The sequence below is a fragment of the Amorphoplanes friuliensis DSM 7358 genome (assembly GCF_000494755.1).
Classification (GTDB): domain Bacteria; phylum Actinomycetota; class Actinomycetes; order Mycobacteriales; family Micromonosporaceae; genus Actinoplanes; species Actinoplanes friuliensis.
On record NC_022657.1, the window covers coordinates 5,221,775 to 5,242,285 of the forward strand.

Consider the following 20,511-nt stretch of genomic DNA (forward strand, 5'->3'; position numbering starts at 1 on the left):
TTGTCCTGCCGGCGGTGGTGCCGCCCGCGAGAGCTCACCGACGGCCGACGGCGAGCACCGAACCGACGCTGGCCTCGGTGTTCTCGATGAGCTGGCGCAGGTCCTCCGGCAGCGACGCCACCGTGTTGGGCAGGACCGTGAGGGCGGACCGGTGCGCCTCGAAGTCCCACAGCACGTGCCGGGTCAGCCCGGTCGCGGCGATGAGACCGGCCAGCACCCGGTCGCTGAGGGCCATGTCGAGCCCCCGGACCAGGAGGTTGGCGAGCCGCATGGGCGCCCAGGCCGCCGCGTTGCGCTGCAGCTCGTTGTTGGGCATGTAGAAGGTCTGTGTGCTCAGCATCCTCCGCCGGGTCACGGACTCGACCGCACCGGACCGTTCGAGCCGCTCGCCCACCCGCATCGCCGCGTCCTGGGAGAGATAGGCCAGCCACGTCCGCACGTCGCGGTGCTGAGGCTGTGCTATCAACAGGTCGAGAATGGAATGTGTGAGGGCATCTCGGGGAGGTTGGTTGCTCACGATCTCGAGGTCTCCCGCGAAGATCCTGAGCCGGTTGTCGAGGACGAGCTCGCCCAGCAGCGAAGCGGCCAGGCCGATTCCCGTGGCCCGCGGATGCAACCGCGATCGGCCGGTCCGATCCTCGTGAGCGATCAAATAGAACTGGTCAGCCAGCACGCCGCCACTCCCTAGGCACATCGACATCAGACAGTCGCGGGCAACAGCCCGTATAGACCGCACTAACTCTTAGTTCGCAGCATCATGTACCGGGCTCTAAGGTCAACACAAGAAGTACTAGACTCGGAATCCGGTCGTGACTCTCTCGGCAGACCATGGGACGGTGCTGAACGTGTATCCCTTTCCAGACCACCGAGGGGGCCACAGTGCCTACTGACGAAGGTCCCACCCTGCGCAGGCGCCGGCTGGGCGCCGAACTGAAGCGGTGCCGCGAGGTTGCCGGCCTGACCCAGGAGATCGTCGGGCGTCATTTCGAATGGCACGCGGCCAAGGTCACCCGGATCGAGACGGCCCGTGTCGCGGTGACCGCCCGCGACGTCAAGGACCTGCTCACTCTGTACGGAGTGGACGACGAGGAGTACCGCGAGGCGCTGATGGCCCTCGCCCGGCTCTCCCGTGAGCGGACGTGGTGGACGGACTACCGGGACATCATGCGCCCGGGCAACTTCGTCGGCCTGGAAGCCGAGGCCACCCTGCTCCGCACGTGGGAGCCGGTGCTGATTCCGGGGCTGCTGCAGACCGAGGCTTACATGCGCGCCCTGATGAGGACCGGCCGCGCCTCCGACCCGCCGCACCACATCGACCGCCGGGTCGCTCTGCGGCTCAAGCGCCAGGGCCGGCTGACCGCCGCGAACCCGCTCGCCCTGGCCGCGATCATCGACGAGTCCGTGGTGCGCCGCATCGTCGGCGGCCCCGAGGTCATGAAGGACCAGTTGCGGCATCTCATTGAAGTCGCTCAATTACCCACCGTGACGGTGCAGATTCTCCCGTTCGACGCCGGCGAACATCCCTTCCTGGGCGGCTCAGCAGCGCTTTTGGAGTTCCGGGAGACCACTCATTTGGATGTAGTTTACCTAGAGGGTCTTGCGGGCGACTACTACGAAGAGCAACATTCAGAGGTCGCTCGCTACCGAGACGAGTTCGAGCGGCTGAGCGCCAAAGCTCTCGACAGTCGTCTGTCCATCAAGATGGTCGAGGGCCTGCTTCACAGCTAGATCAGCAAGACCGTAGAACAGCAAGATCAGCATCACGGCAAGGCCTGCACGGGCCACGTGCAGTGGGAACTACAACCGCATATTGAAGGGAGGTGCTTGGCATGCCTGCGCACCGTCTCGACGCTGCCGTTTGGAAGAAAAGCAGTCGCAGCAACGGAAACGGCGGCAACAACTGTGTCGAGGTCGCATTCCTCGACACAGCCGTTGCCGTACGCGACAGCAAGAACCCCACGGGTCCAGCTCTCATTTTCAACCCGTCCAACTGGGCCGAGTTTGTTGACTCGGCCAAGAGCGGACAGTTTGATCTGAACAAGTGAGAGATTACCGATCAGCGCGCGAGAAGGGGAAGTAGTGAATCAAAATCAACTTCCCGCCGGCTCATGATCCGTTTCAAGATGGTGAAACGTCGGTCAGCGGCTTTCGGATTGCGTGCTGTCGGATCCCTGCGGTAAAGAAGTTCGGGGCGCCCGTGCCGGGCGCCCCGAACCCGTTTCCGGGGTCCCTGCCAGCAGATACCTGACATCTCGCGGTATTCACCAGGCCATATGTGGGGTGTACTCTCAGGAGTTAAGTCATCACCCAGCGTGAAGGGGCTACCCGTTGCGCACCACACTTCCCCACCCTCCGGAAGCCGATCCGGAGACCGGAACACCTGGTGACCTCCTCCCCGGAGAGCCGCTGCTCGAGATGAGGGCCGCGCGGATCGTCGCCGCCCTCGACGCATTCCGTAACGCATTCCCGCAGGTGCGACCGTTCTACGCGACCAAATGCAATACCGACCCCGGAGTCCTGAGTGTGCTGCACACCACAGGAGCACGATTCGAGGTCGCTTCCGTCGAGGAAATCAGAATCCTCGGCACGCTCGGTGTGCGCGGCCAGGATGTGATCTTCAGTAATCCGGTTCGCGCACGCGAACAGACCCGTCAGGCATCCCGCGCGGGTGTCTATCGATTTGCCGTCGACTCGCGTGAGGAGTTGCACCGCGTCGCCGAGGAAGCGCCGGGCAGCTGTGTCTACGCACGACTCGCCACCGGTGGCCGGGCCAGCGTGGTGCCGAGCGAGGGCAAGTTCGGGGTGGACGTCCGCGGCGCGATCGATCTGCTCGTGCGGGCGCGCGACCTCGGGCTCGTCCCGTACGGCATCACGTTCCACATCGGATCGCAGTCGCTGCGGCCCGCTGCCCTCGAGGCGGCCCTCGGCGACGTGCACACCGTGCTGTCCAGACTGGTCAGTGCCGGCATCCGCCTGCAGATGGTGGACCTCGGCGGCGGTTTCCCGGCCGCGTACGACCGGCCCGTGCCCCCGCTGGCGGCGTTCGGGCGCGCGGCCGCGGCCGGGATCGCTCAGCTGCCCTACCCGGTCGAGGTGTTCGCCGAGCCGGGCCGCTGCATCGTCGCCGAGGCCGGTACCTTCCGGTGCCGCGTCATCGGTGTCGCCCAGCGACCCTCGGGCTACTGGGCGCACACCGACCTCGGCGTCTTCAACGGCATGATGGAGGTCCTCGAGTCGGGCGGCGACCTGCGCTACCCGATCCGGGACAACCGCGGCTCGGCCAACCGGCGCCGCTTCCACGTGACCGGTCCGACCTGCGACGGCCAGGACACGTACGCCCGGGACGTGCCGCTCTCGGCCGACCTGCGCGAGGGCGACGAGGTGCTGATCGGGTCGGCCGGCGCCTACACGACCGTCTACGCGTCCCGCTTCAACGGCTTCGCCCGCCCCCGGGTCGTCGTGACCTGAGCACTACGATGCCCCCGTCGGCGAAGGCGGGGGCAGGTCATGGCGGAGACAACGGTCGTACTGGGCAGGAAACGGCGGCACTGGCCCGCTGTCGCCGGGGCCACGGTCGTGGTGGTGCTTGCCGTGACGGCGGGCCTGGCGGTCCACGGGCGGGACGACGCAGCTCCCCCGGCGGCGTTTGCCGTACCGAGTGTCGTACCGAGCGTGCCGGTCTCCGTCGCGCCCGTCGACGGGCGGCTGGGCGACGTCGTCGCCACCGGCCTGCCCGCGAGTGGCGGCCAGACCTGGGTCCTCTACTTCACGCCGATCGACTGGGACCACACCCCCGGCATCCGCATGGGTCTGTCGATCGGGGAACGCGACGCCCGCGGGACGATCGAGGAGGCGCTCAACATCGCGGTGACCAGCGGTTCCGACCGGACCGCCGGTTTCCACCCCATGCAGGCGCCGATGCAGCTCGAGGACCGGGTCGTCCAGCCCGCCTTCGGCTACTACGTCGGACGGCCCGCCCGGATCACGGCGACCTTCGACGGCGTGACGACCGTGAACGCCGTGCTGGCGCCCTGGAGCGCGGACCCGGACGTGACGATCTTCTGGTTCGATCCCGCCGCGGGCGCCGTCGAGGAGATCTCGCAGCTCGGCGCCTTCGACGCCGCCGGCGCACGGCTGCCGGACGGCATCATCAAGGCGAGCTACTTCTAGGAGCAGCCGTTCAGGTGGTCGCGGACCGCCGCGGGCACAACCTGGTGGCAGCGACCGGCCAGCGGCACCCAGGAAGCCGTCATCTCCTGCCAGCGGAAGACCACCGTGGTGCCAGCCGGCTCACGGTCGGCCCGGGCGTACCCGCGGTAGCACTCGATGCCGTCCAGCGCCCGCGCCGGGGCGAGGTCGCTGTCGCGGAGTCCGTCCAGCAGCTGGTCCGCGGTCGCGGGGCAGCCGTACTGGTCGGGCATACCCTTCGGCGCGTCGGCCGCCCGATCCGGGGCCACGGCCTTGCGAGCGGCCGACGGCACGGGAGATGGGGCCGGGTCGGGCGGAGCAACCGATGGCACGGGCGGCAGAGCCGCCGCCGGCACGGGATCGGGCTTGTCATCGCCCGCGAACGCCAGCGGTGCAGCGATGGCCAGCACCGCCACCGCCACCGCGCCCACCGCCGCAGTCTGCTTTCTCACCCCGGTACTCGACCAGACCGGGGTGAGCGGCGCTACCGGGCGGACGGTCCGGTCTCAGATGCCGTTGCGGGTGCAGAACTTGGCGAAGGCGCCGGTGCAGACGGTCTTGCGGGCGACGAAGCCGTCGTCGATCACGTCGCCGACGTTCTTCTTGAAGATCTCCGTCGGGCGCAGCAGCACCGAGTCCACGTAGGCGCCGGACTCGGGGTCCTTGACCCGGGCGCCGGCCGTGGCGGGCTGACCCTTGTAGAGGCTGATCGCGAGCTTGGCGGCCGCGTCGGCCTCTTTCTTGATCGGCTTGTAGACCGTCATGCACTGGTCGCCGGCGAGGATGTTCTGCAGGCCCTGGGTCTCGGCGTCCTGACCGGTCACCGGGATCTTGCCGTTCTTGCCGACGCGCTTGAGGATGGTGATGGCGGCGTTGCCGAGACCGTCGTTGGCAGCGAGGACACCGTCGATGGCTCCACCGGTCTGCTGCCACATCTGGTCGAAGATGAACCGGCCGTCGTCGTTGTTCCAGCGGGGCACCGACTGGTCCGGGCCCTTGAGGAACGAGCCGTCGTCGTACTTCGGCTGGAGGACCTCGTCGGAGCCGGCCTTGAACAGCGTCGCGTTGTTGTCGGTCGTCGCGCCGTTGAGGTAGGCGATGCGCGGGTTGGCGACACCCTTGTTCTTCAGGCACTTGACCAGGCCGCGGCCCTGCATGCGGCCGACCTCCTCGTTGTCGAAGCTGACGTAGTAGTCAGCGCCGCCGTTGAGGGTCAGCCGGTCGTAGTCGATGGTCTTGACGCCGGCCCGCTTGGCCTTGGCGATCACCGCACGCCCGCTGTCGGCGTCGAGGTTGGCCAGGAGCAGCACCGACGCGCCACCGGCGATCATCTCGTCGGCGATGCGGGTGAAGTTCTCCGCCTTGCCGTCGGCGTTGCGGATGTCGACGGGCACCGCCGCCTTGTCGAACGCGGCCTTGAGGAGTTTCGGGTCGTCGCTGCCCCAGCGCTGGGAGGTCGTGGTGTCCGGCAGGATCACACCGACCTTCCCCGTGCCGTTGCCGCGGGCCACGGGGGTGTCGTCGTCCGTACAACCGGCAAGACCGCCCAGGGTCAGCAGTCCCGCGGTCACACCCGCCACCAGCTTGCTACGCATTCCCGGTTCTCCTCCCGCGACAAAACGGGGGTCAGGCTAGCAGCGCACGGCAGCAGGTCGGTCGAGTCGTGACAAAAGTCCCACCATTTTCACATCTTGACGGCCACACCGGCGAGTGTCGGCGGCCCGGCCGGAGCACCGTCGCCGGCCGGTTCCGGCCCGGGATGCCAGAGCCGGCTGGGCACGATGCCGGGCTCGACCGGCTCCCAGCCCTGGAACATGGCCGTGAACACGGCGGGGTCACGCAGGACCAGCGGTGTCCCGGTGCGGCCGAACAGCTCGGCGACACGGTCCAGGGCCTCCGGGTCGGTGCCGGCCGTGACGTGGGAGAGGACCAGGTGACTGCCGGGTGCGGCCACTTCGCGGTAACAGCGCAGAGCCGCCACCAGTTCGGGGCTGTCCGGCACAAAATGCAGCACGGAGGCGAGGATGATGCAGACCGGTTCGGTCAGGTCGAGAACTCCGCGCAGGCCCGGGTCGGTGAACAGCTCGCGCGGCTGCAGGAGATCACCCTGGACCACCACGACGCCCGTCTCCTCCCGCAGCGCCTCGCGGGCGTGCAGGACGGCACTGGTCTCGATGTCGACGTAGACGACACGGGCGTCCGGGTGTACCTCGCGGGCCGTCCCGTGGACGTTCTCCGCCGTCGGGATCCCCGAGCCGAGCTCGAGGAACTGCCGGATGCCGCGGCCGGCGGCGTACCGGACGGCCCGGCGCAGGAAGGACCGGTTGGTGTGCAGCATCACCGGGAGCTCCGGCAGCAGCTCGACCGCGCGGGTCGCCACGGCCCGGTCGGCGGCGAAGTTGTGGGAGCCGCCCATCAGGTAGTCGTAGATCCGGGCCGTGCTGGGCCGGTTGGGGTCGATCGCCGCGACCGGCTGAGCCGCTCCTGCCACGCCGACGCCTCCCCCGCACCGATTCGCCGAACCCGGCCCGCACTCGGTGCTCCTGACCTTACGTTGGGTAGCGGGTACGTGCCGCGGATACCGGCAGGATCGGGGGGACCGTGGACTCGCTCGACTCCTTGACCGGCCTCCTGGTGGACGAAGCGCCGGACGCCGTGATCATCTGCCGGTCGGACGGCACGATCGCGCTGGCCAACCGGCGGGCACACGGCATGTTCGGCTTTCCGGCCGGTGACCTGCTCGGACGCAACGTCGACGAGCTGGTGCCCGACGAGATCAGGAAGATCCACCCGGGCTACCGCGCGGGATACCTGAACAGCGAGCACCCGCCGTTGCGGCGGCTGCCCCTGCGCGGGCGGCGGCCCGACGGCAGCGTCTTCCCGGTCGAGGTGTCACTGGCCGCGGTCGCCGCACCGGACGGCGACACCCTGGTGACGGCCGTGCTGCGTGACGACACCGTGCACCGTGAGGCGCAGGAGGCGCGTGCGCTGCTGGCCTCGATCATCCAGTCGTCGCACGACGCCATCGTCACCACCGACCTGACCGGTGTGGTGCTGACCTGGAACCCGGGCGCCGAGCACCTGTACGGCCGGACCTCGGCCGAGATGCTGGGACGTCCCGTCGACCCGATCATCCCGGCGGAACGGCGCGTCGACGAGGAAGAGGTCCGCAACCTGGTCCGGATGGGCGGCCGGATGGACCGGTACCGGACCTACCGGCTGCACGCCGACGGCACCACGCTCGCCGTGTCGCTGCTGGTCTCACCGCTGCGCGACCTCGACGGGACGATCGTCGGCATGACCACGACCGCCCGCGACGTCAGCGACCGCGAACGCGCCGAGGCCCAGGTGCAGGCGGTGCTGGACGCGGCCCCGGACGCCCTCCTCGGCGTCGACGACGCGGGACACGTCGTGCTGGTCAACGCGGAGGCGGAACGGATGTTCGGCTACCCCCGCCACGACCTGACCCAGATGGCCGTACGGCGGCTGCTCCCCGACGACCTGCCGGCGGCGTCGGCGGTGCTGCGGACCGGGGGTGACTCGACCCCGCTGGACTCCGAACGGCTCACCGGCGCTGCGGGCGTACCGGATTGGGCGACCCGGACGGCCCGGCGGCGGGACGGCAGCGAGCTGCCGGTGGACATCTCCTGCAGTGCCCTCGACACCGGCAACGGCCTCATCGTAGTCGCGGCCGTCCGCGACATAACCGATCGTCTGGCCGCCCAGGTCGAGCAGGAGTCGCTGCGGGAGGAGGCCGAGCAGCAGAAACTGGAGGCACGGTTCCAGCGCACGCAGCGGCTGGAGAGCCTCGGCCAGCTGGCCGGTGGTGTCGCCCACGACTTCAACAACCTGCTGGCGGTGATCCTCAACTACGCGTCGTTCATCGTCGAGGACGGCCGGGACACCGCGTTCGCGAAGGACGCCGAGCAGATCGCCCGGGCCGCCCGGCGCGGCAGCGACCTCACCCACCAGCTGCTGTCCTTCGCGCGGCGCGAGGTGATCCGGCCGCGGGCGCTCGACGTCGACACCGTCGTGACCGAGGTCCACCAGATGCTGCAGCGCTCCCTGGGCGAGCACATCGCGCTGACGATCGACACGGCCACCGACCTCCCCGCCGTGATGGCCGATCCCGGCCAGCTCGAGCAGGTGCTGGTCAACCTGGCCGTCAACGCCCGCGACGCGATGCCCGGCGGCGGCAACCTCACGATCGACACCGCGGCCGTCGAGGTCGACACCGAGCACGCCGCCGGACGCTCGGGCCTGGCCGCCGGCAGCTACGTCCGGATCCGCGTGTCGGACACCGGCACGGGAATGCCGAAGGACGTCATCGACAAGGCCTTCGACCCGTTCTTCACCACCAAACCGAACGGGCAGGGCACCGGACTCGGCCTGGCGACCGTCTACGGCATCGTCACGCAGGCCGGCGGCACCGTGCAGATCTACTCCGAGACCGGTCTCGGCACCACGATCACCGTGCTGCTGCCGGTGACCGACGCCGAGGTCCGGGTGCCCGGACCCGCGGAGCCGGCCGGCACCTTCAGCGGGCAGGGAACCACGGTCCTCGTGGTCGAGGACGAGACCGCGCTCCGGGAGGTCACCGAACGGATCCTCGTCCGGGCCGGCTACACCGTGCTGACCGCGGCCAACGGCACCGAGGCACTGAAGATCTCCGGCGACCGCCCGGTCGACATCCTGCTCACCGACGTGGTCATGCCCGGCATGCTCGGCAAGGACATCGCCGAGGCGATCGTCGCCGCCCGCCCGGAGACCCGGGTGCTCTTCATGTCCGGGTACGCCCAGCCGGTCCTCACCACCCACGGCACCCTGGCCGCGGACGTGCACCTGCTGGAAAAGCCGTTCACCAGCGCCGAGCTGTTCAAGGCCCTGCACGAGCAACTGAGCCGCTGAAAATCGGTCGCGGTGCGCGGCGGCAACTGCCAGGGTCGGGCCGTGGTCATGGCCGAGGTGGTGGAACGGTTCGGGCTGGGCCGGCTGACGGCGGAACCCGTGCCGGTGCCGGGTGGACTGTCGAACGACCTGTGGCAGGTGATCACCGAGGACGGCGCGTACGCCGTCAAGCGGATGCTCCTCAACGCGGACCGGCCCGATTTTGTGGCGAACGTGGAAGCGGCGTACGAGATCGAACGCCGTGCCCTGCATGCCGGAGTGGCGATGCCCGAGCCGGTGCCGGATCCGCTGACCGGGCGCGCGCTCTCCCGCGTACGGGAGGGGTTGTTCCGGGTGCACCGCTGGGCTGACGGCGAGCCGGGAGTGGGACCGGCGACGGACGCCGCGGAGCTCCTGGCCACGATCCACGCCGCGGGACGACCGCGGTGGGACCGGCCCGAGCCGCCGTGGGACGGCACACGCTGGGGTGCGGAGATCGCCGGCCTGGCCCGGCGGGTGGCCGCCGCGCCGGACCGCGTACTCGTCGTGGACAGCCACCGCGACCTCGACCCCAAGAACACCCTGCGGCGGCCCGACGGCGTGCTGCTGGCCCTGGACTGGGACGCCGCCGGACCGGCCGGGGCGGTGCAGGAGGCGGCCGCGGTGGCCGTCGACTGGTCCGACGGAGACCCGGGTGCGTTCGCTGCGGCCCTGCTCGCGTACGAGTGCTGGGGCGGAACGCCCGTCCCCCGCGAACCATGGGTGTTCGGCGGCTGGGTGGCCGCCCAGGGCGGCTGGCTCGACCACCAGTCCACCCACGGCGGCGACGCCGAGGTCGAGGCCACCCTGGCCAGACTGCAAAAGCTGGACGTCGATCAGCTGCTCAGGGTGACACCCGCAGGATCGTGACTGTGTTGTCGTCGCCGGCGGATACGTAGGCGTAGAGGCCGTCCGGGGCGACCGCGACCGCGCGGGGGCTGCGGCCGACGCGGACCTTGGCGGTGGTGGCGCCGGTGCGGACGTTCAGGACCGTGAGGGTGTTGTCGTCCTCGTCGGCGACGTAGGCGTGGCGGCCGTCCGCGGCGAAGGTCACGCTCTGGGGTTTGTCGCCGACGGGGAACGAGCCGCTGCGGCGCAGGGTGAGGCTGTCGATGCGGTCGACGCGGTCGGCGTCGTAGCAGGCGACCAGGATCGTGCGGCCGTCCGGGGAGACGGCGAGGCTGTGCGGGGCCTTGCTGACCGGGACCGACTGGCGGACGGAGTCGTCCCACATGTCGATCACCGAGACCACGCTGGACTCGTGGGCGGGGGTGTACGCGCGGAGGCCTTCGGGGCCGAAGCGGACCGAGTGCGGGTTCGGGGCGACGGGGACGGTGACGACGCGCCGCAGCTCGTCGCCGGTGTAGACCTCGACGCGGCCCGCGCTGTGGATCGGGACCCAGACGCGGCCGTCGGGGGCCACCGCCAGGTCGTACGGCTGCGGGCCGGTCGCGACGACCTTGGTGACCTCGCGGGTCTCGGCGTCGATGACCGCGATGCCGCTGTGGCTGCCGTCGTCCTCGTACATCGCCACGTAGGCGCGGCTGTTGTCGCGGGCGACGGTGACGAACCGGGGCGGGCGTGGCACGCGGACGTCGGTGACGGACCGGGTGGCGGCGTCGATCACCGAGACGAAGCGGGACGACTGGCCGGCGACGTACACGGTGCGGCTGTCCGGTGAGACCGCAACCCCGCCGGGCTCGGCGGCGACGCGCAGGGTGGCGACGACCCGGGGTCCGGGGATGCTGCTGCGGCGGGTGGAGGTGGCGGACGGGACGGCGCTCACCGGGGCGGCCGCGATGGTCACCGGGCCGGCCGGGGGCCTGGTGACGACCACGGTGGCCGCGCCGACCCCGGCCGACACCACCAGCGCCAGCACACCGAGACCGGCTTGCGTCACCCCGCGCACGACATCACACGGACAGTCTCCCGGCGGACGACTTGTCCGGTAAGTACCTAAAAGGAGGACAGAACGCGAATGATGTGGACCGGCTCGGTGTCCGGCCCGACGCGGACGAAGGCGTGTTCGCCCCAGTTCCAGTGCTGGCCGGTGATCAGGTCGTGGGCCACGAACCCCTCCTCCCAGCCGAGGCCGAGGTCCGGCATGGTCAGGTGCACCCACGTGTCCCGGGTCACGGACGGGTCCAGGTTGGCCACGACGATGACCACGTCGTCACGGTCGTAGATGCGGCGGGACTTCGAGAAGACCAGCACGTCCGGGTCGTCGGCGCGGTGGAAGCGGAGGTTGCGCAGCCGGTGCAGCGCCGGGTGGGCGCGGCGGATCTCGTTGAGGCGGGTCAGGTACGGCGCCAGCGACTGCCCCTCGCGCGGCCCGCCCGGCTCGTAGTCCTCCCAGCGGCGGTTCTTGTACTCGTACTTCTCGTTGTCGATCTGCTCCTCGGCGCCGGGCCGCGGCACGTTCTCGATCAGCTCGTAGCCGGCGTAGATGCCGTACGTGGGCACCAGCGTCGCGGCGAGCGCAGCCCGCATCTTCCACACGTCAACCCCGCCACGCTGCATGAACGGTGTCAGGATGTCGTGTGTGGTGGGCCAGAAGCTCGGCCGCATGTACGCCGCGGCGGGCCCGGCGAGCTCGGTGCAGTACTCCTCCAGCTCGGCCCGGTCGTGGCGCCAGGCGTAGTACGTGTACGACTGCTGGAAGCCGACCTTGGCCAGGGTGTGCATCATCGGCGGGCGGGTGAACGCCTCCGCCAGCCAGATGATCTCCGGATGTGTCTCCGCGACGTCGGCGATCAGGCGTTCCCAGAACTCCAGCGGCTTGGTGTGCGGGTTGTCGACGCGGAAGATCGTCACGCCGTGGTCGATCCACACCTGCACGATGCGGCGCAGCTCGGCGTAGAGCCCCTCGGGGTCGTTGTCGAAGTTCAGCGGGTAGATGTCCTGGTACTTCTTCGGCGGGTTCTCGGCGTAGGCGATGGTGCCGTCGGCGCGGGTCGTGAACCACTCCGGGTGCTTGGAGACCCACGGATGGTCCGGCGCGCAGTTGAGCGCCAGGTCGAGCGCCACTTCCAGGCCGAGCTCGCCGGCGCGGGCGACAAACGCGTCGAAGTCGTCGAAGGTGCCCAGGTCGGGGTGGACCGCGTCGTGACCACCCTCGGACGACCCGATCCCGTACGGCGAACCGGGGTCGTGCGGGCCCGCTTCCAGGGAGTTGTTCCGCCCCTTGCGGTTGACCCGGCCGATCGGGTGCACCGGTGTCAGGTAGACCACGTCGAAGCCCATGGCGGCGACCGCGGTGAGGCGTTGTGCCGCCGTCCGGAAGGTGCCACTGGTCCAGAGCCCGGTGGTCTCGTCGAAGGTCGCGCCCTCGGACCGCGGGAACATCTCGTACCAGGCGCCGTGGAGGGCTCGGTCCCGCTCGACCAGCCACGGCAGGTCCGTACCGGGTGACACGTGGTCGCGCAGCGGCCGCTCGGTGAGCTCGTGCCGGACCGCCTGGGTCACGCCCGCGCCGAGCCGCACCTCGGGGGCGTTCCGCCGGTCGCGCAGGCCGGTGACGGCCTCCTCCAACACTGCCGCCTGCTCCGCCGTGCGGTCCACCTCGGCGACGGCACGCTCCAGCACGCGGGCACCCTCCTCGAGCATCAGCTCGACGTCGACCCCGGCGCCGACCTTGATGACCGCGTCGTGGTGCCAGGTGCCGTACGGGTCGGACCAGCCCTCGACCCGGTAGGTCCAGCGGCCCGGGCGGTCCGCGCAGACGGTGACGGCCCAGGCGTCGAGACCCGCGTTGACCCGGGTCATCGGTGCGCGGGACGCACGACCGGCGGGGTCGGTGAGGACAACCGTGGCGTTCACGGCGTCGTGACCCTCGCGGAACACCGTCGCGGTGACCTCGAACTCCTCGTCCACGACCGATTTGACCGGCCGCTCGCCGCCGTCCACCACGGGTGCGACGCCGACGACGGGGATCCTTCCGATGGTCCTACCGGGAGCGCTCATGCCACCTGACGCTAGTGCAGCCGGGCCGAACCGGCTGGGCAACGGCTATCCGGCGCGGAGGAACGCGAGCACGGCCAGCACCCGGCGGTGGTCCTCGCCGTCCTGCGGGAGGTCGAGTTTCTGGAGGATGCCGCGGATGTGCTTGGCGACCGCCGCGTCGCTGATCACCAGGCGGGCGGCCACCGCCGCGTTGGACCGGCCCTCGGCGATCAGGGCGAGCACCTCGCGTTCGCGGGGAGTCAGCGGTGCGAGAGGGTCGCGGCGGCGGCGCAGCAGCTGGCGGACCACCTCGGGGTCGACCACCGTGCCGCCGAGCACCACCCGATCGAGGGCCTCCAGGAATTCCTGCACCCGGCCGATGCGGTCCTTGAGCAGGTAACCGACGCCGGTGCCGTCACCCGAGTCGAGGAGCTGTGTCGCGTACGTGGTCTCGACGTACTGGCTGAGCACCAGGATCGGCAGCGCCGGATCCGTGCCGCGGAGCTCGACTGCCGCACGCAGCCCCTCGTCCTGGTGCCCGGGCGGCATCCGCACGTCGGTGACGACGATGTCCGGCCGGTCCGCCGAGACCGCCGCGTGCAGGGCCGGGGCGTCACCGACCGCCGCGACGACCTCGTGACCGAAGCGGGTCAGCAGCGAGACCAGTCCCTCGCGGAGCAGGACGCTGTCCTCGGCCAGGATCACGCGGTAGGACGGCACGGGATCTCCACGGTCAGGACGGTCGGGCCGCCGGCCGGGCTGGACAGCGAGAGGCGGCCCTCGACGACCGACACCCGGTCGGCCAGGCGGACCAGGCCGGTGCCGGCGCCCGCGGCGGCCCCGCCCCGGCCGTCGTCGTGGATCCGCACCTCCAGCCGGCCGTCGCGATATCCGCCGGAGACCTCGGCCCGGGCGGCGCCGCTGTGTTTGGCCAGGTTGGACAGGGCTTCGCAGACGACGAAGTAGGCGGCCGACTCGATCGCCGGGCTGAACCGCCCGGGCAGCGGCAGGGTGACGTCGACCGGCACGACCGAGCGGTCGGCCAGGTCGGCGACGGCCGCAGGCAGCCCGAAATCGGTCAGCACCGGCGGGTGGATGCCCCGGATCAGCTCCCGCAGGTCGACCAGGACGGCCTCGGCCTCGTCGTGGGCGCGGGCCAGCTGCGCCTCCAGGGGCCCGGGCGGGGCGTCGAGGCGGGCGACACCGAGCATCATCGTGAGCGACACGAGACGCTGCTGGGCGCCGTCGTGCAGGTCGCGTTCGATGCGGCCGCGTTCCGCCTCGAACGCGTCGACCAGCCGGATCCGCGACCGCGTCAGCTCGGTGACCACCCCGGGGTCCGGCCCGGCGAGCAGGAGCCGGGTCAGCGCCGCCTGGGCCCCGGCGACAACCACCATCCCGTACGCGCACACGGCGAGCGCCCCCAGTCCGAGCAGGCAGACGGCGAACGCAGCCGGCCACGAGGTGACCGCCCAGACCTTGAGCACGTTGACCTGTCCCGTGGCCGCCAGCAGCACCGGGCTGGCGATCAGCGCCGCCGGCACCGCCACCGCCAGGGTCACGACGAGCAGGTCGAGCGGGCCGAGCACCACGGCGAGGAGCAGGGCGTACCCGAGCTCCCGCCAGGTCAGCGGCTCGGTCAGCCGGGTCGTCAGCCACGGCCACAGTCCCGCGTACGCGGGTGGCCGGTGACCACCGGGGGCCGGGCGCGGGTCGACGAGCCGCAGGGCCCAGCGGCCGGCCCTCGCGACCGGGAGGCCGAGCAGGGCCAGACCGGCCAGCAGCGGCAGACCGACGAGCAGCACGGCCAGAGCAGTTCCCGCGGTCAGGAGCAGGACGGCGGCGAGCAGCGTCACGACGCCGGTCAGGCCGGACACCAGCAGATATCCGGCCGCACGCCACGGCCGGCCGGACACGAGGTCCCTGCTGCCGAGCTGCACCGTCATGGCGACCACCGTAGAGCGCCGGGGCGGCCGGGTTCGAGTCCGCAGGGGATACCTCCGGGGTATCCCTTGCGCTACCCCGAAGAGCAGCGCGGGGGAGGCTGTGTGAACCGCCGGGTCCGGCCAGGCTCGACGTCATGAACCATGACACGATCCAGGTGCGGGCGGTGACCCGCACGTACGGCTCGGGTGACGGCGCTGTCACCGCTCTCGACCGGCTGAGCCTGTCCTTCGCCGCGGGCACCTTCACCGCGGTCATGGGCCCGTCGGGCTCGGGCAAGTCGACGCTGCTGCAGTGCGCGGCCGGGCTCGACCGTCCGACGTCCGGCTCGGTGCTGCTGGGCGGCACCGAGCTGACCGCGCTCGGCGAGACCCGCCTGACGCGGCTGCGGCGGGAACGGATCGGTTTTGTGTTCCAGGCGTTCAACCTGCTGCCGGCGCTGACCGCCGAGCAGAACGTCGCCCTGCCGCTGCGGCTCGCCGGCCGGCGGCCCGCCCGCGCGGAGATCCGGGCCGCCCTCACGCGCGTCGGTCTGGGCGACCGGGCACGGCACCGCCCGGACGAGCTCTCCGGCGGCCAGCAGCAGCGTGTCGCCCTGGCCCGGGCCCTGATCACCCGCCCCGAGGTGCTCTTCGCCGACGAACCGACCGGCGCCCTGGACTCGACGACCGGCCGCGAGGTGCTGCGGCTGCTGCGCGGGATGGCCGACGACGGTCAGACCGTCGTGATGGTCACCCACGATCCGGTCGCCGCGGCGAGCGCGGACCGGGTGGTGTTCCTGGTCGACGGGCGGCTGCACGGCGAGCTGAGCACGCCGTCGGCGGCGTCGGTCGCGGACCGCATGACCCGGCTGGAGACGGCACCGTGTTCAGAGTGACACTGGCCGCGCTGCGGACCCGCGCGGTGACCCTGCTCGGCACCTTCGTGGCGCTCGCGCTGGGCGTCGGCCTGCTCGTCACGACGGGTCTGGCCCTGGCCTCCACACTGGACGCTCCCCCGCAACACCCGGAGCGTTTTGCCGGGGCGCCCGTGGTCGTCCGCGCCTTCGACGAGGTGCGGATCGGCGACCGGACCGAGCCGCTCGCCCACCCGCACGGTGTCCCGCCCGAGCTCGCCGCCCGGTTCCCGGCCGCGATCATCGACCGCTCCTTCCCGGTACGCGCGGACAACCGCGATCTGGTCGGCCACCCGTGGCCCGTGGCGACCTACGGCGGCTACCGCCTCGTGGCCGGACGTGTACCGGCCCGGGCGGACGAGGTGGTGCTCAGCGGCTCGGCACCCGGCAGCACGATCACGGTCACCACCGCCGCCGGTACGGACGTCCGCACGGTGGTCGGCGTGGTCGGTCCCGTGCCGTACGAGCAGGCGGTGTTCTTCCACCCGGCCGAGGCTGCGCGCCTGTCTCCCCGCATCGACAACCTCGTGCTGCAGTCGACACCGGACGTCACCGGGGTCCGGGTGCTCACCGGCGACAACCGCCGCCTCGCCGACCCCGACCCGGACCGGGACTCCGAAGCGCTGGTGGCGGTGAACGCCTTGCTGGGCACTGCGGGCGGTGTCACGGCGTTCGTGTCGGTGTTCGTGGTGGCCTCCACGTTCGCCTTCTCGGTAGCGCAGCGGCGGCGCGAGCTCGGACTGCTGCGGACGGCAGGGGCGACCCCGGGTCAGGTCCGCCGGATGCTGCTCGGCGAGGCCGCGGTCGTCGGTGTGGTCGCCTCGGCCGCGGGCTGCCTGCTCGGCTCCCGCGCGGCGCCGGTGCTGGCACGGTTCCTGGTCGAGGAGCGGCTGGCGCCGGACTGGTTCACCGTGGGCGGGCACACCTGGCCGTACCAGGTGGCGTTCTGGACCGGGCTGCTCGTGGCCCTGACCGGTGCCGCCGCCGCGACGGTCCGGGCCGGGCGTGTCCGGCCCGTCGAGGCCCTGCGCGAGGCGGCCGTCGACAGCCGGGCACTGACACCCGGACGGCTGGTCGCGGGTGCGGCCCTGCTGGCGACCGCACTCGGGCTGGTCGCCTGGCGGATCGCCACGGACCCCGGCGAGGCGCTGCACCGCAAGACGTACATCACGCAGCCGATGCTGCTGATCACGGCGGTCGCCCTGCTCACGCCCCTGCTGGTGCGGCCGCTGCTGCGGGTCGTACGCCTGCCCGGCGTGATCGGCCTGCTCGTGCGGGAGAACGCCGCGGCCGGGGTACGGCGTACCGCCGCGATCGCGGCACCGGTGCTGATCACGGTGGCGCTGGCGGGCTCGCTGCTCGGTGCCACGGCGACCATCACCGAGGCGAAGGCCACCGAACTGCGGGACCGGACCACCGCCGACCTCGTCATCAGCGCGGAGGGTGGGCTCGACGCGCGTACCGTGGCGAAGGTCCGGGCGGTGCCCGGCACGACCGTGCTGACCAGCGCGCCCACCGAGGTCTTTCTGCCCGATGGGAGCAGTTCGGAGGCCCGGGCGGTCGACCCGGCCAGCCTCGCGGCCCTGCGGATCCTGCCGGTCGAGGCGGGACGGCTCGCGGATCTCGACGACGGCAGCATCGTCGTGAACGAGGAGTGGGAGCGGCACACCGTCGGCGAACGGGTCGACCTGTGGATCGGCGACGGCACCCGGACCACGTTGCGCATCGCCGCCGTCCTGGCCACCGGCACCGGCAGCACCGGCGCCTACGTCACCCCGCACAACGCCCCCGGAGCGGTCCCCGATCTCCTGGAGGTCCGCGGGCAACCCGACGCTGTGCGGGCGGCCGTGCCGGAGGTGCTCACCCGCGACCAGTGGCTCGCCGGTGAGCAGCCACGCACGGGCCGCCAGACCCGTGCCGGCCTGCTCGTCGTGCTCGGCATCGCGCTCGTCTACACGGCGATCGCGCTGGCGAACACCCTGGTCATGGCCACCTCCGACCGCGCCCGCGAGGTCGGCGCCCTGCGCTTCGCCGGAGCGACCCAGCGGCAGGTGCTGCTGCTGATCGCGGCCGAGGCCCTGACCGTGACCGCAGTCGGCGCGCTGCTCGGCCTCGCCGTCACCGCGGTCGACCTGCTCGGCATCCGGGCCGCCCTTGCGCTGTTGTCCGTGCGGTCACCGATCGTCGTGCCGTGGGAGGCGCTCGGCGCGGTCACGACGGCCTGCGCTATCGCCGCGGTGACCGCGGCGCTCATCCCGGCGGTCGTGGCCCGGCACCGGCAGGGCATGCTGGGCCGGTGACCAGCAAGGCAGCCCAGGATCCGGTCGACCCGCGGTTCTCCGACAGTCAGCTCGCCGGGCTGCGCGCCTACGGCGAGATCCGCACGGTCGCGGCCGGGGACGTCGTCTACTCCCCCGCCGACGAGCGCAACGACCTGCTGGTGGTCCTGGCCGGCGAGATCGGTGTCGGCGACGAGACGCCCGGGCACGAGGTGGAGTTCGCTCGTTTCGGCGCGAGCGGGTTTGTCGGTGAGCTCAACCTGCTCACCGGCCAGCGCCCGTACGTGACGGCCCGCGCGACCGTGGAGAGCACGCTGCTGGCGATCCCCCACGACCGCCTGCGGGAGCTGCTGGACCGCGAGACCGATCTGGCCGACACGCTGGTCACCGCGATGATCGCGCGACGGCGGTTGCGGCTGGCCGACGGCGCCACCAACGCGCCGATCGAGATCATCGGCACGGCGCAGTCCGAGCCGTCGCTGGCGCTGCGGACGTTCCTGGGCCGCAACACCATCCCGTACCGGTGGGCCGACGCGGACGCCGATCCGGGTGAGCTGGCCTCGGCCGGGGCGTCCCGCGCCGACCTGCCCGTGGTCGTGCACCCGGGCGGTGTCCTGCTGAGCTGCACACCCGGGCGTCTGGCCGAGGTGCTGGGCCTGACCCAGCGACCGGGCGACGACCGGCTCTACGACGTCGCCGTGGTCGGTGCCGGCCCGTCCGGGCTGGCCACGGCCGTCTACGGCGCCTCCGAGGGCCTGGAGGTGGCGGTCTTCGACGCGACGGGCCCCGGCGGGCAGGCCGGCGCCAGCTCCCGCATCGAGAACTACCTCGGCTTCCCGGACGGCATCTCCGGCGCGGAGCTGACCACCCGCGCGGCGATCCAGGCGCAGCGGTTCGGGGCACGGCTCAACAGCCCGTGCCGGGTGACCGGGATCGAGCCGTCCCCGCTCGGCTTCACCGTGACGCTCGGCGACGACACCCGCCTGTCGGCGCGGACGGTCGTGGTCGCGACCGGCGCGCAGTACCGGCGGTTGCCGCTGGACAACTGGGAGCGCCTCGAGGGCGCCGGGATCTACTTCGCGGCCACCGACCTGGAGGCCGGTCTCTGCGCCGGCGAGCCGGTCCTCGTGCTGGGCGGGGGCAACTCGGCCGGTCAGGCGGCGCTCTACCTGGCCCGGCGCTGCACCCGCGTGACGATCGTGATCCGGCGCGAGTCGCTCGCCGAGTCGATGTCGTCCTACTTGATCGACCGGATCGAGGCCCACGACCGCATCACCGTCGCGTCGTCCACGGTGGTCGAGGCCGTCGACGGCGCCGAGCACCTCGAGACGGTCTCGCTGCGCCGCACGACCACCGGGGAGGTCACCCGGGCCGAGGCCCGCGGCCTCTTCTGTTTCATCGGCGCCCGTCCGGCCACCGGCTGGCTGCCCGCCACGGTACGCCGTGACGACGACGGTTTTGTGCTCACCGACGTGGCCCTCGACGGTGCCTCCCGCCTGCCGTACGAGACGTCCCTGGACGGGGTGTTCGCCGCCGGTGACGTGCGACTGGGGTCGATGAAACGCGTCGCGGCGGCCGTCGGTGAGGGCTCGTCGGTGATCCGCTCGGTGCACCAGTTCCTGAGCGCGCGCACCGATCGGGATCCGGAGCGGGACCCGAGCCAGGGTGAGCCCGCCCCGGTGCTGCGCGGCTGACCTCAGCGGCCCGCGGTCACGTCCTTCAGCTGTTCGAGGGACTGCCGGACCAGCTGCGGCAGGTCGGCGTCGCCGGGCTCGGTGATCCAGGCCTCGAACGCGGTCCGGAAGACGGCCGTCCCGGCCTGGGCGGCCAGGCCCGCGGCGGGATCCGCGACGCCGCGCTCGCGCAGGACGCGGGTGAGGGCGACGGTCCACGCGGCGAGCTTGATGAGCTCGCGCTCCTGCAGATCGGGGTTGGCGATGATGATCTGCTGACGCTGCAGGGACAGGTCGCGGCGCTGCTGCATGAGCGCGCCCGCTGCTGCGAAGGCCTCGCCGGTCGCGTCGATCGGTGACAGGCCGGCCGGGAGCTCGGCCAGCGTGGTCTCGAGGAACTGCTTCATGTGCTCCGAGCCCGCGAAGAGCACCTCACGTTTGTCGGCGAAGTGCCGGAAGAACGTGCGCTCGGTCAGCCCCGCCCGCTCGGCGATCTCGGCGACGGTCGTCTGATCGAACCCGCGCTCGCCGTAGAGCTCCATGGCCGCCTTCTCCAGGCGGCCGCGCGCGTCCGGCTGCCATCTCCCCATGATTGTCATCCTACTGATGACAGCGACTGACATCCGAGCTATGTTGATGACAGCAACTGACATCAGCCTGGGAG

Annotated in this window: 18 protein-coding genes; 9 read left to right on the plus strand and 9 right to left on the minus strand. The window is 71.5% G+C overall.

The features are described 5' to 3' along the window. Positions 1 to 34: 34 nt before the first annotated feature. Entirely contained in the window at positions 35 to 673 is a 639-nt protein-coding gene (locus AFR_RS24280) for a GOLPH3/VPS74 family protein (RefSeq protein ID WP_023363685.1), read from the minus strand. 206 nt (positions 674 to 879) lie between these two features. Here AFR_RS24280 and AFR_RS24285 point away from each other — a divergent pair, with 206 nt between their 5' ends. The 4 genes from AFR_RS24285 to AFR_RS24300 all read left to right on the plus strand — a co-directional run bounded on the left by AFR_RS24285 (position 880) and on the right by AFR_RS24300 (position 4,170). Further along, entirely contained in the window at positions 880 to 1,728 is an 849-nt protein-coding gene (locus AFR_RS24285; protein ID WP_023363686.1) for a helix-turn-helix domain-containing protein, read from the plus strand. Positions 1,729 to 1,829: 101 nt separating this feature from the next. After that, positions 1,830 to 2,045 (plus strand): DUF397 domain-containing protein, encoded by a 216-nt coding sequence (locus tag AFR_RS24290; protein WP_023363687.1) that lies wholly within the window; start codon positions 1,830 to 1,832, stop codon positions 2,043 to 2,045. Between the two features lie 283 nt (positions 2,046 to 2,328). Then, positions 2,329 to 3,468 (plus strand): type III PLP-dependent enzyme, encoded by a 1,140-nt coding sequence (locus AFR_RS24295; protein WP_148308041.1) that lies wholly within the window; start codon positions 2,329 to 2,331, stop codon positions 3,466 to 3,468. A gap of 39 nt (positions 3,469 to 3,507) precedes the next feature. After that, positions 3,508 to 4,170, plus strand: coding sequence for a hypothetical protein (locus AFR_RS24300; protein WP_023363689.1), 663 nt, complete (start codon positions 3,508 to 3,510; stop codon positions 4,168 to 4,170). Here the strand turns inward: AFR_RS24300 and AFR_RS24305 are convergent. The 3 genes from AFR_RS24305 to AFR_RS24315 form a co-directional block, all read right to left on the minus strand. Continuing rightward, a complete protein-coding gene (locus AFR_RS24305; protein ID WP_041841091.1) occupies positions 4,167 to 4,640 on the minus strand; it encodes a hypothetical protein in 474 nt (157 codons plus the stop codon). The genes AFR_RS24300 and AFR_RS24305 overlap by 4 nt on opposite strands. Before the next feature lie 54 nt (positions 4,641 to 4,694). After that, positions 4,695 to 5,783 carry a sugar ABC transporter substrate-binding protein gene (locus AFR_RS24310; protein WP_023363691.1) on the minus strand — a complete coding sequence of 363 codons (1,089 nt, stop codon included), beginning with the start codon at positions 5,781 to 5,783 and terminating at the stop codon, positions 4,695 to 4,697. A gap of 89 nt (positions 5,784 to 5,872) precedes the next feature. After that, a complete protein-coding gene (locus tag AFR_RS24315) occupies positions 5,873 to 6,679 on the minus strand; it encodes an SAM-dependent methyltransferase (RefSeq protein ID WP_023363692.1) in 807 nt (268 codons plus the stop codon). 110 nt (positions 6,680 to 6,789) lie between these two features. On the opposite strand from AFR_RS24315, the gene AFR_RS24320 reads away from it, so the two are divergent. Together AFR_RS24320 and AFR_RS24325 are read left to right on the plus strand one after the other, a co-directional pair. After that, entirely contained in the window at positions 6,790 to 9,096 is a 2,307-nt protein-coding gene (locus AFR_RS24320; RefSeq protein ID WP_023363693.1) for a PAS domain S-box protein, read from the plus strand. A gap of 48 nt (positions 9,097 to 9,144) precedes the next feature. Continuing rightward, on the plus strand, positions 9,145 to 9,984 hold the full coding sequence (locus AFR_RS24325; protein WP_238547383.1) for a phosphotransferase: 840 nt from the start codon (positions 9,145 to 9,147) through the stop codon (positions 9,982 to 9,984). Here the strand turns inward: AFR_RS24325 and AFR_RS24330 are convergent. The 4 genes from AFR_RS24330 to AFR_RS47985 are packed head-to-tail and all read right to left on the minus strand — an operon-like array spanning position 9,959 to position 15,002. Beyond that, positions 9,959 to 11,014: a YncE family protein gene (locus tag AFR_RS24330; protein WP_052359449.1), complete on the minus strand. Its 1,056-nt coding sequence runs from the start codon at positions 11,012 to 11,014 to the stop codon at positions 9,959 to 9,961. The two genes, AFR_RS24325 and AFR_RS24330, sit on opposite strands and share 26 nt — an antisense overlap. 56 nt (positions 11,015 to 11,070) lie before the next feature. Further along, positions 11,071 to 13,077 (minus strand): alpha-1,4-glucan--maltose-1-phosphate maltosyltransferase, encoded by a 2,007-nt coding sequence (locus tag AFR_RS24335; protein WP_041841092.1) that lies wholly within the window; start codon positions 13,075 to 13,077, stop codon positions 11,071 to 11,073. 45 nt (positions 13,078 to 13,122) lie between these two features. Continuing rightward, the gene (locus AFR_RS47980) at positions 13,123 to 13,776 is read right to left on the minus strand and encodes a response regulator (RefSeq protein ID WP_023363697.1); all 654 of its coding nucleotides are present in this window, start codon (positions 13,774 to 13,776) and stop codon (positions 13,123 to 13,125) included. After that, positions 13,758 to 15,002 (minus strand): sensor histidine kinase, encoded by a 1,245-nt coding sequence (locus AFR_RS47985; protein ID WP_023363698.1) that lies wholly within the window; start codon positions 15,000 to 15,002, stop codon positions 13,758 to 13,760. Before AFR_RS47985 ends, AFR_RS47980 begins: the two co-directional genes overlap by 19 nt. Positions 15,003 to 15,136: 134 nt before the next feature. Between AFR_RS47985 and AFR_RS24350 the strand changes: the two genes are divergently transcribed. Genes AFR_RS24350 through AFR_RS24360 form a run of 3 tightly spaced genes read left to right on the plus strand, consistent with a single transcriptional unit; the run spans position 15,137 to position 19,868 of the window. Next, positions 15,137 to 15,877 (plus strand): ABC transporter ATP-binding protein, encoded by a 741-nt coding sequence (locus tag AFR_RS24350; protein WP_023363699.1) that lies wholly within the window; start codon positions 15,137 to 15,139, stop codon positions 15,875 to 15,877. Beyond that, complete coding sequence (locus tag AFR_RS24355; protein WP_023363700.1) at positions 15,874 to 18,195, plus strand: FtsX-like permease family protein; 2,322 nt, start codon at positions 15,874 to 15,876, stop codon at positions 18,193 to 18,195. The genes AFR_RS24350 and AFR_RS24355 overlap by 4 nt, the downstream gene beginning before the upstream one ends. Beyond that, positions 18,192 to 19,868: an FAD-dependent oxidoreductase gene (locus AFR_RS24360; protein WP_023363701.1), complete on the plus strand. Its 1,677-nt coding sequence runs from the start codon at positions 18,192 to 18,194 to the stop codon at positions 19,866 to 19,868. Before AFR_RS24355 ends, AFR_RS24360 begins: the two co-directional genes overlap by 4 nt. A 2-nt stretch (positions 19,869 to 19,870) precedes the next feature. Here AFR_RS24360 and AFR_RS24365 read toward each other — a convergent pair whose 3' ends face one another. Beyond that, a complete protein-coding gene (locus AFR_RS24365) occupies positions 19,871 to 20,437 on the minus strand; it encodes a TetR family transcriptional regulator (RefSeq protein WP_023363702.1) in 567 nt (188 codons plus the stop codon). Positions 20,438 to 20,511: the final 74 nt, after the last annotated feature.

Coding starts and splice junctions, on each gene's coding strand:
- AFR_RS24290 (WP_023363687.1), top strand. CDS start 1,830: ATGCCTGCGCACCGTCTCGACGCTGCCGTTTGGAAGAAAAGCAGTCGC.
- AFR_RS24335 (WP_041841092.1), bottom strand. CDS start 13,077: ATGAGCGCTCCCGGTAGGACCATCGGAAGGATCCCCGTCGTCGGCGTC.
- AFR_RS24365 (WP_023363702.1), bottom strand. CDS start 20,437: ATGGGGAGATGGCAGCCGGACGCGCGCGGCCGCCTGGAGAAGGCGGCC.
- AFR_RS24350 (WP_023363699.1), top strand. CDS start 15,137: ATGAACCATGACACGATCCAGGTGCGGGCGGTGACCCGCACGTACGGC.
- AFR_RS24300 (WP_023363689.1), top strand. CDS start 3,508: ATGGCGGAGACAACGGTCGTACTGGGCAGGAAACGGCGGCACTGGCCC.
- AFR_RS47985 (WP_023363698.1), bottom strand. CDS start 15,002: ATGACGGTGCAGCTCGGCAGCAGGGACCTCGTGTCCGGCCGGCCGTGG.
- AFR_RS24310 (WP_023363691.1), bottom strand. CDS start 5,783: ATGCGTAGCAAGCTGGTGGCGGGTGTGACCGCGGGACTGCTGACCCTG.
- AFR_RS24325 (WP_238547383.1), top strand. CDS start 9,145: ATGGCCGAGGTGGTGGAACGGTTCGGGCTGGGCCGGCTGACGGCGGAA.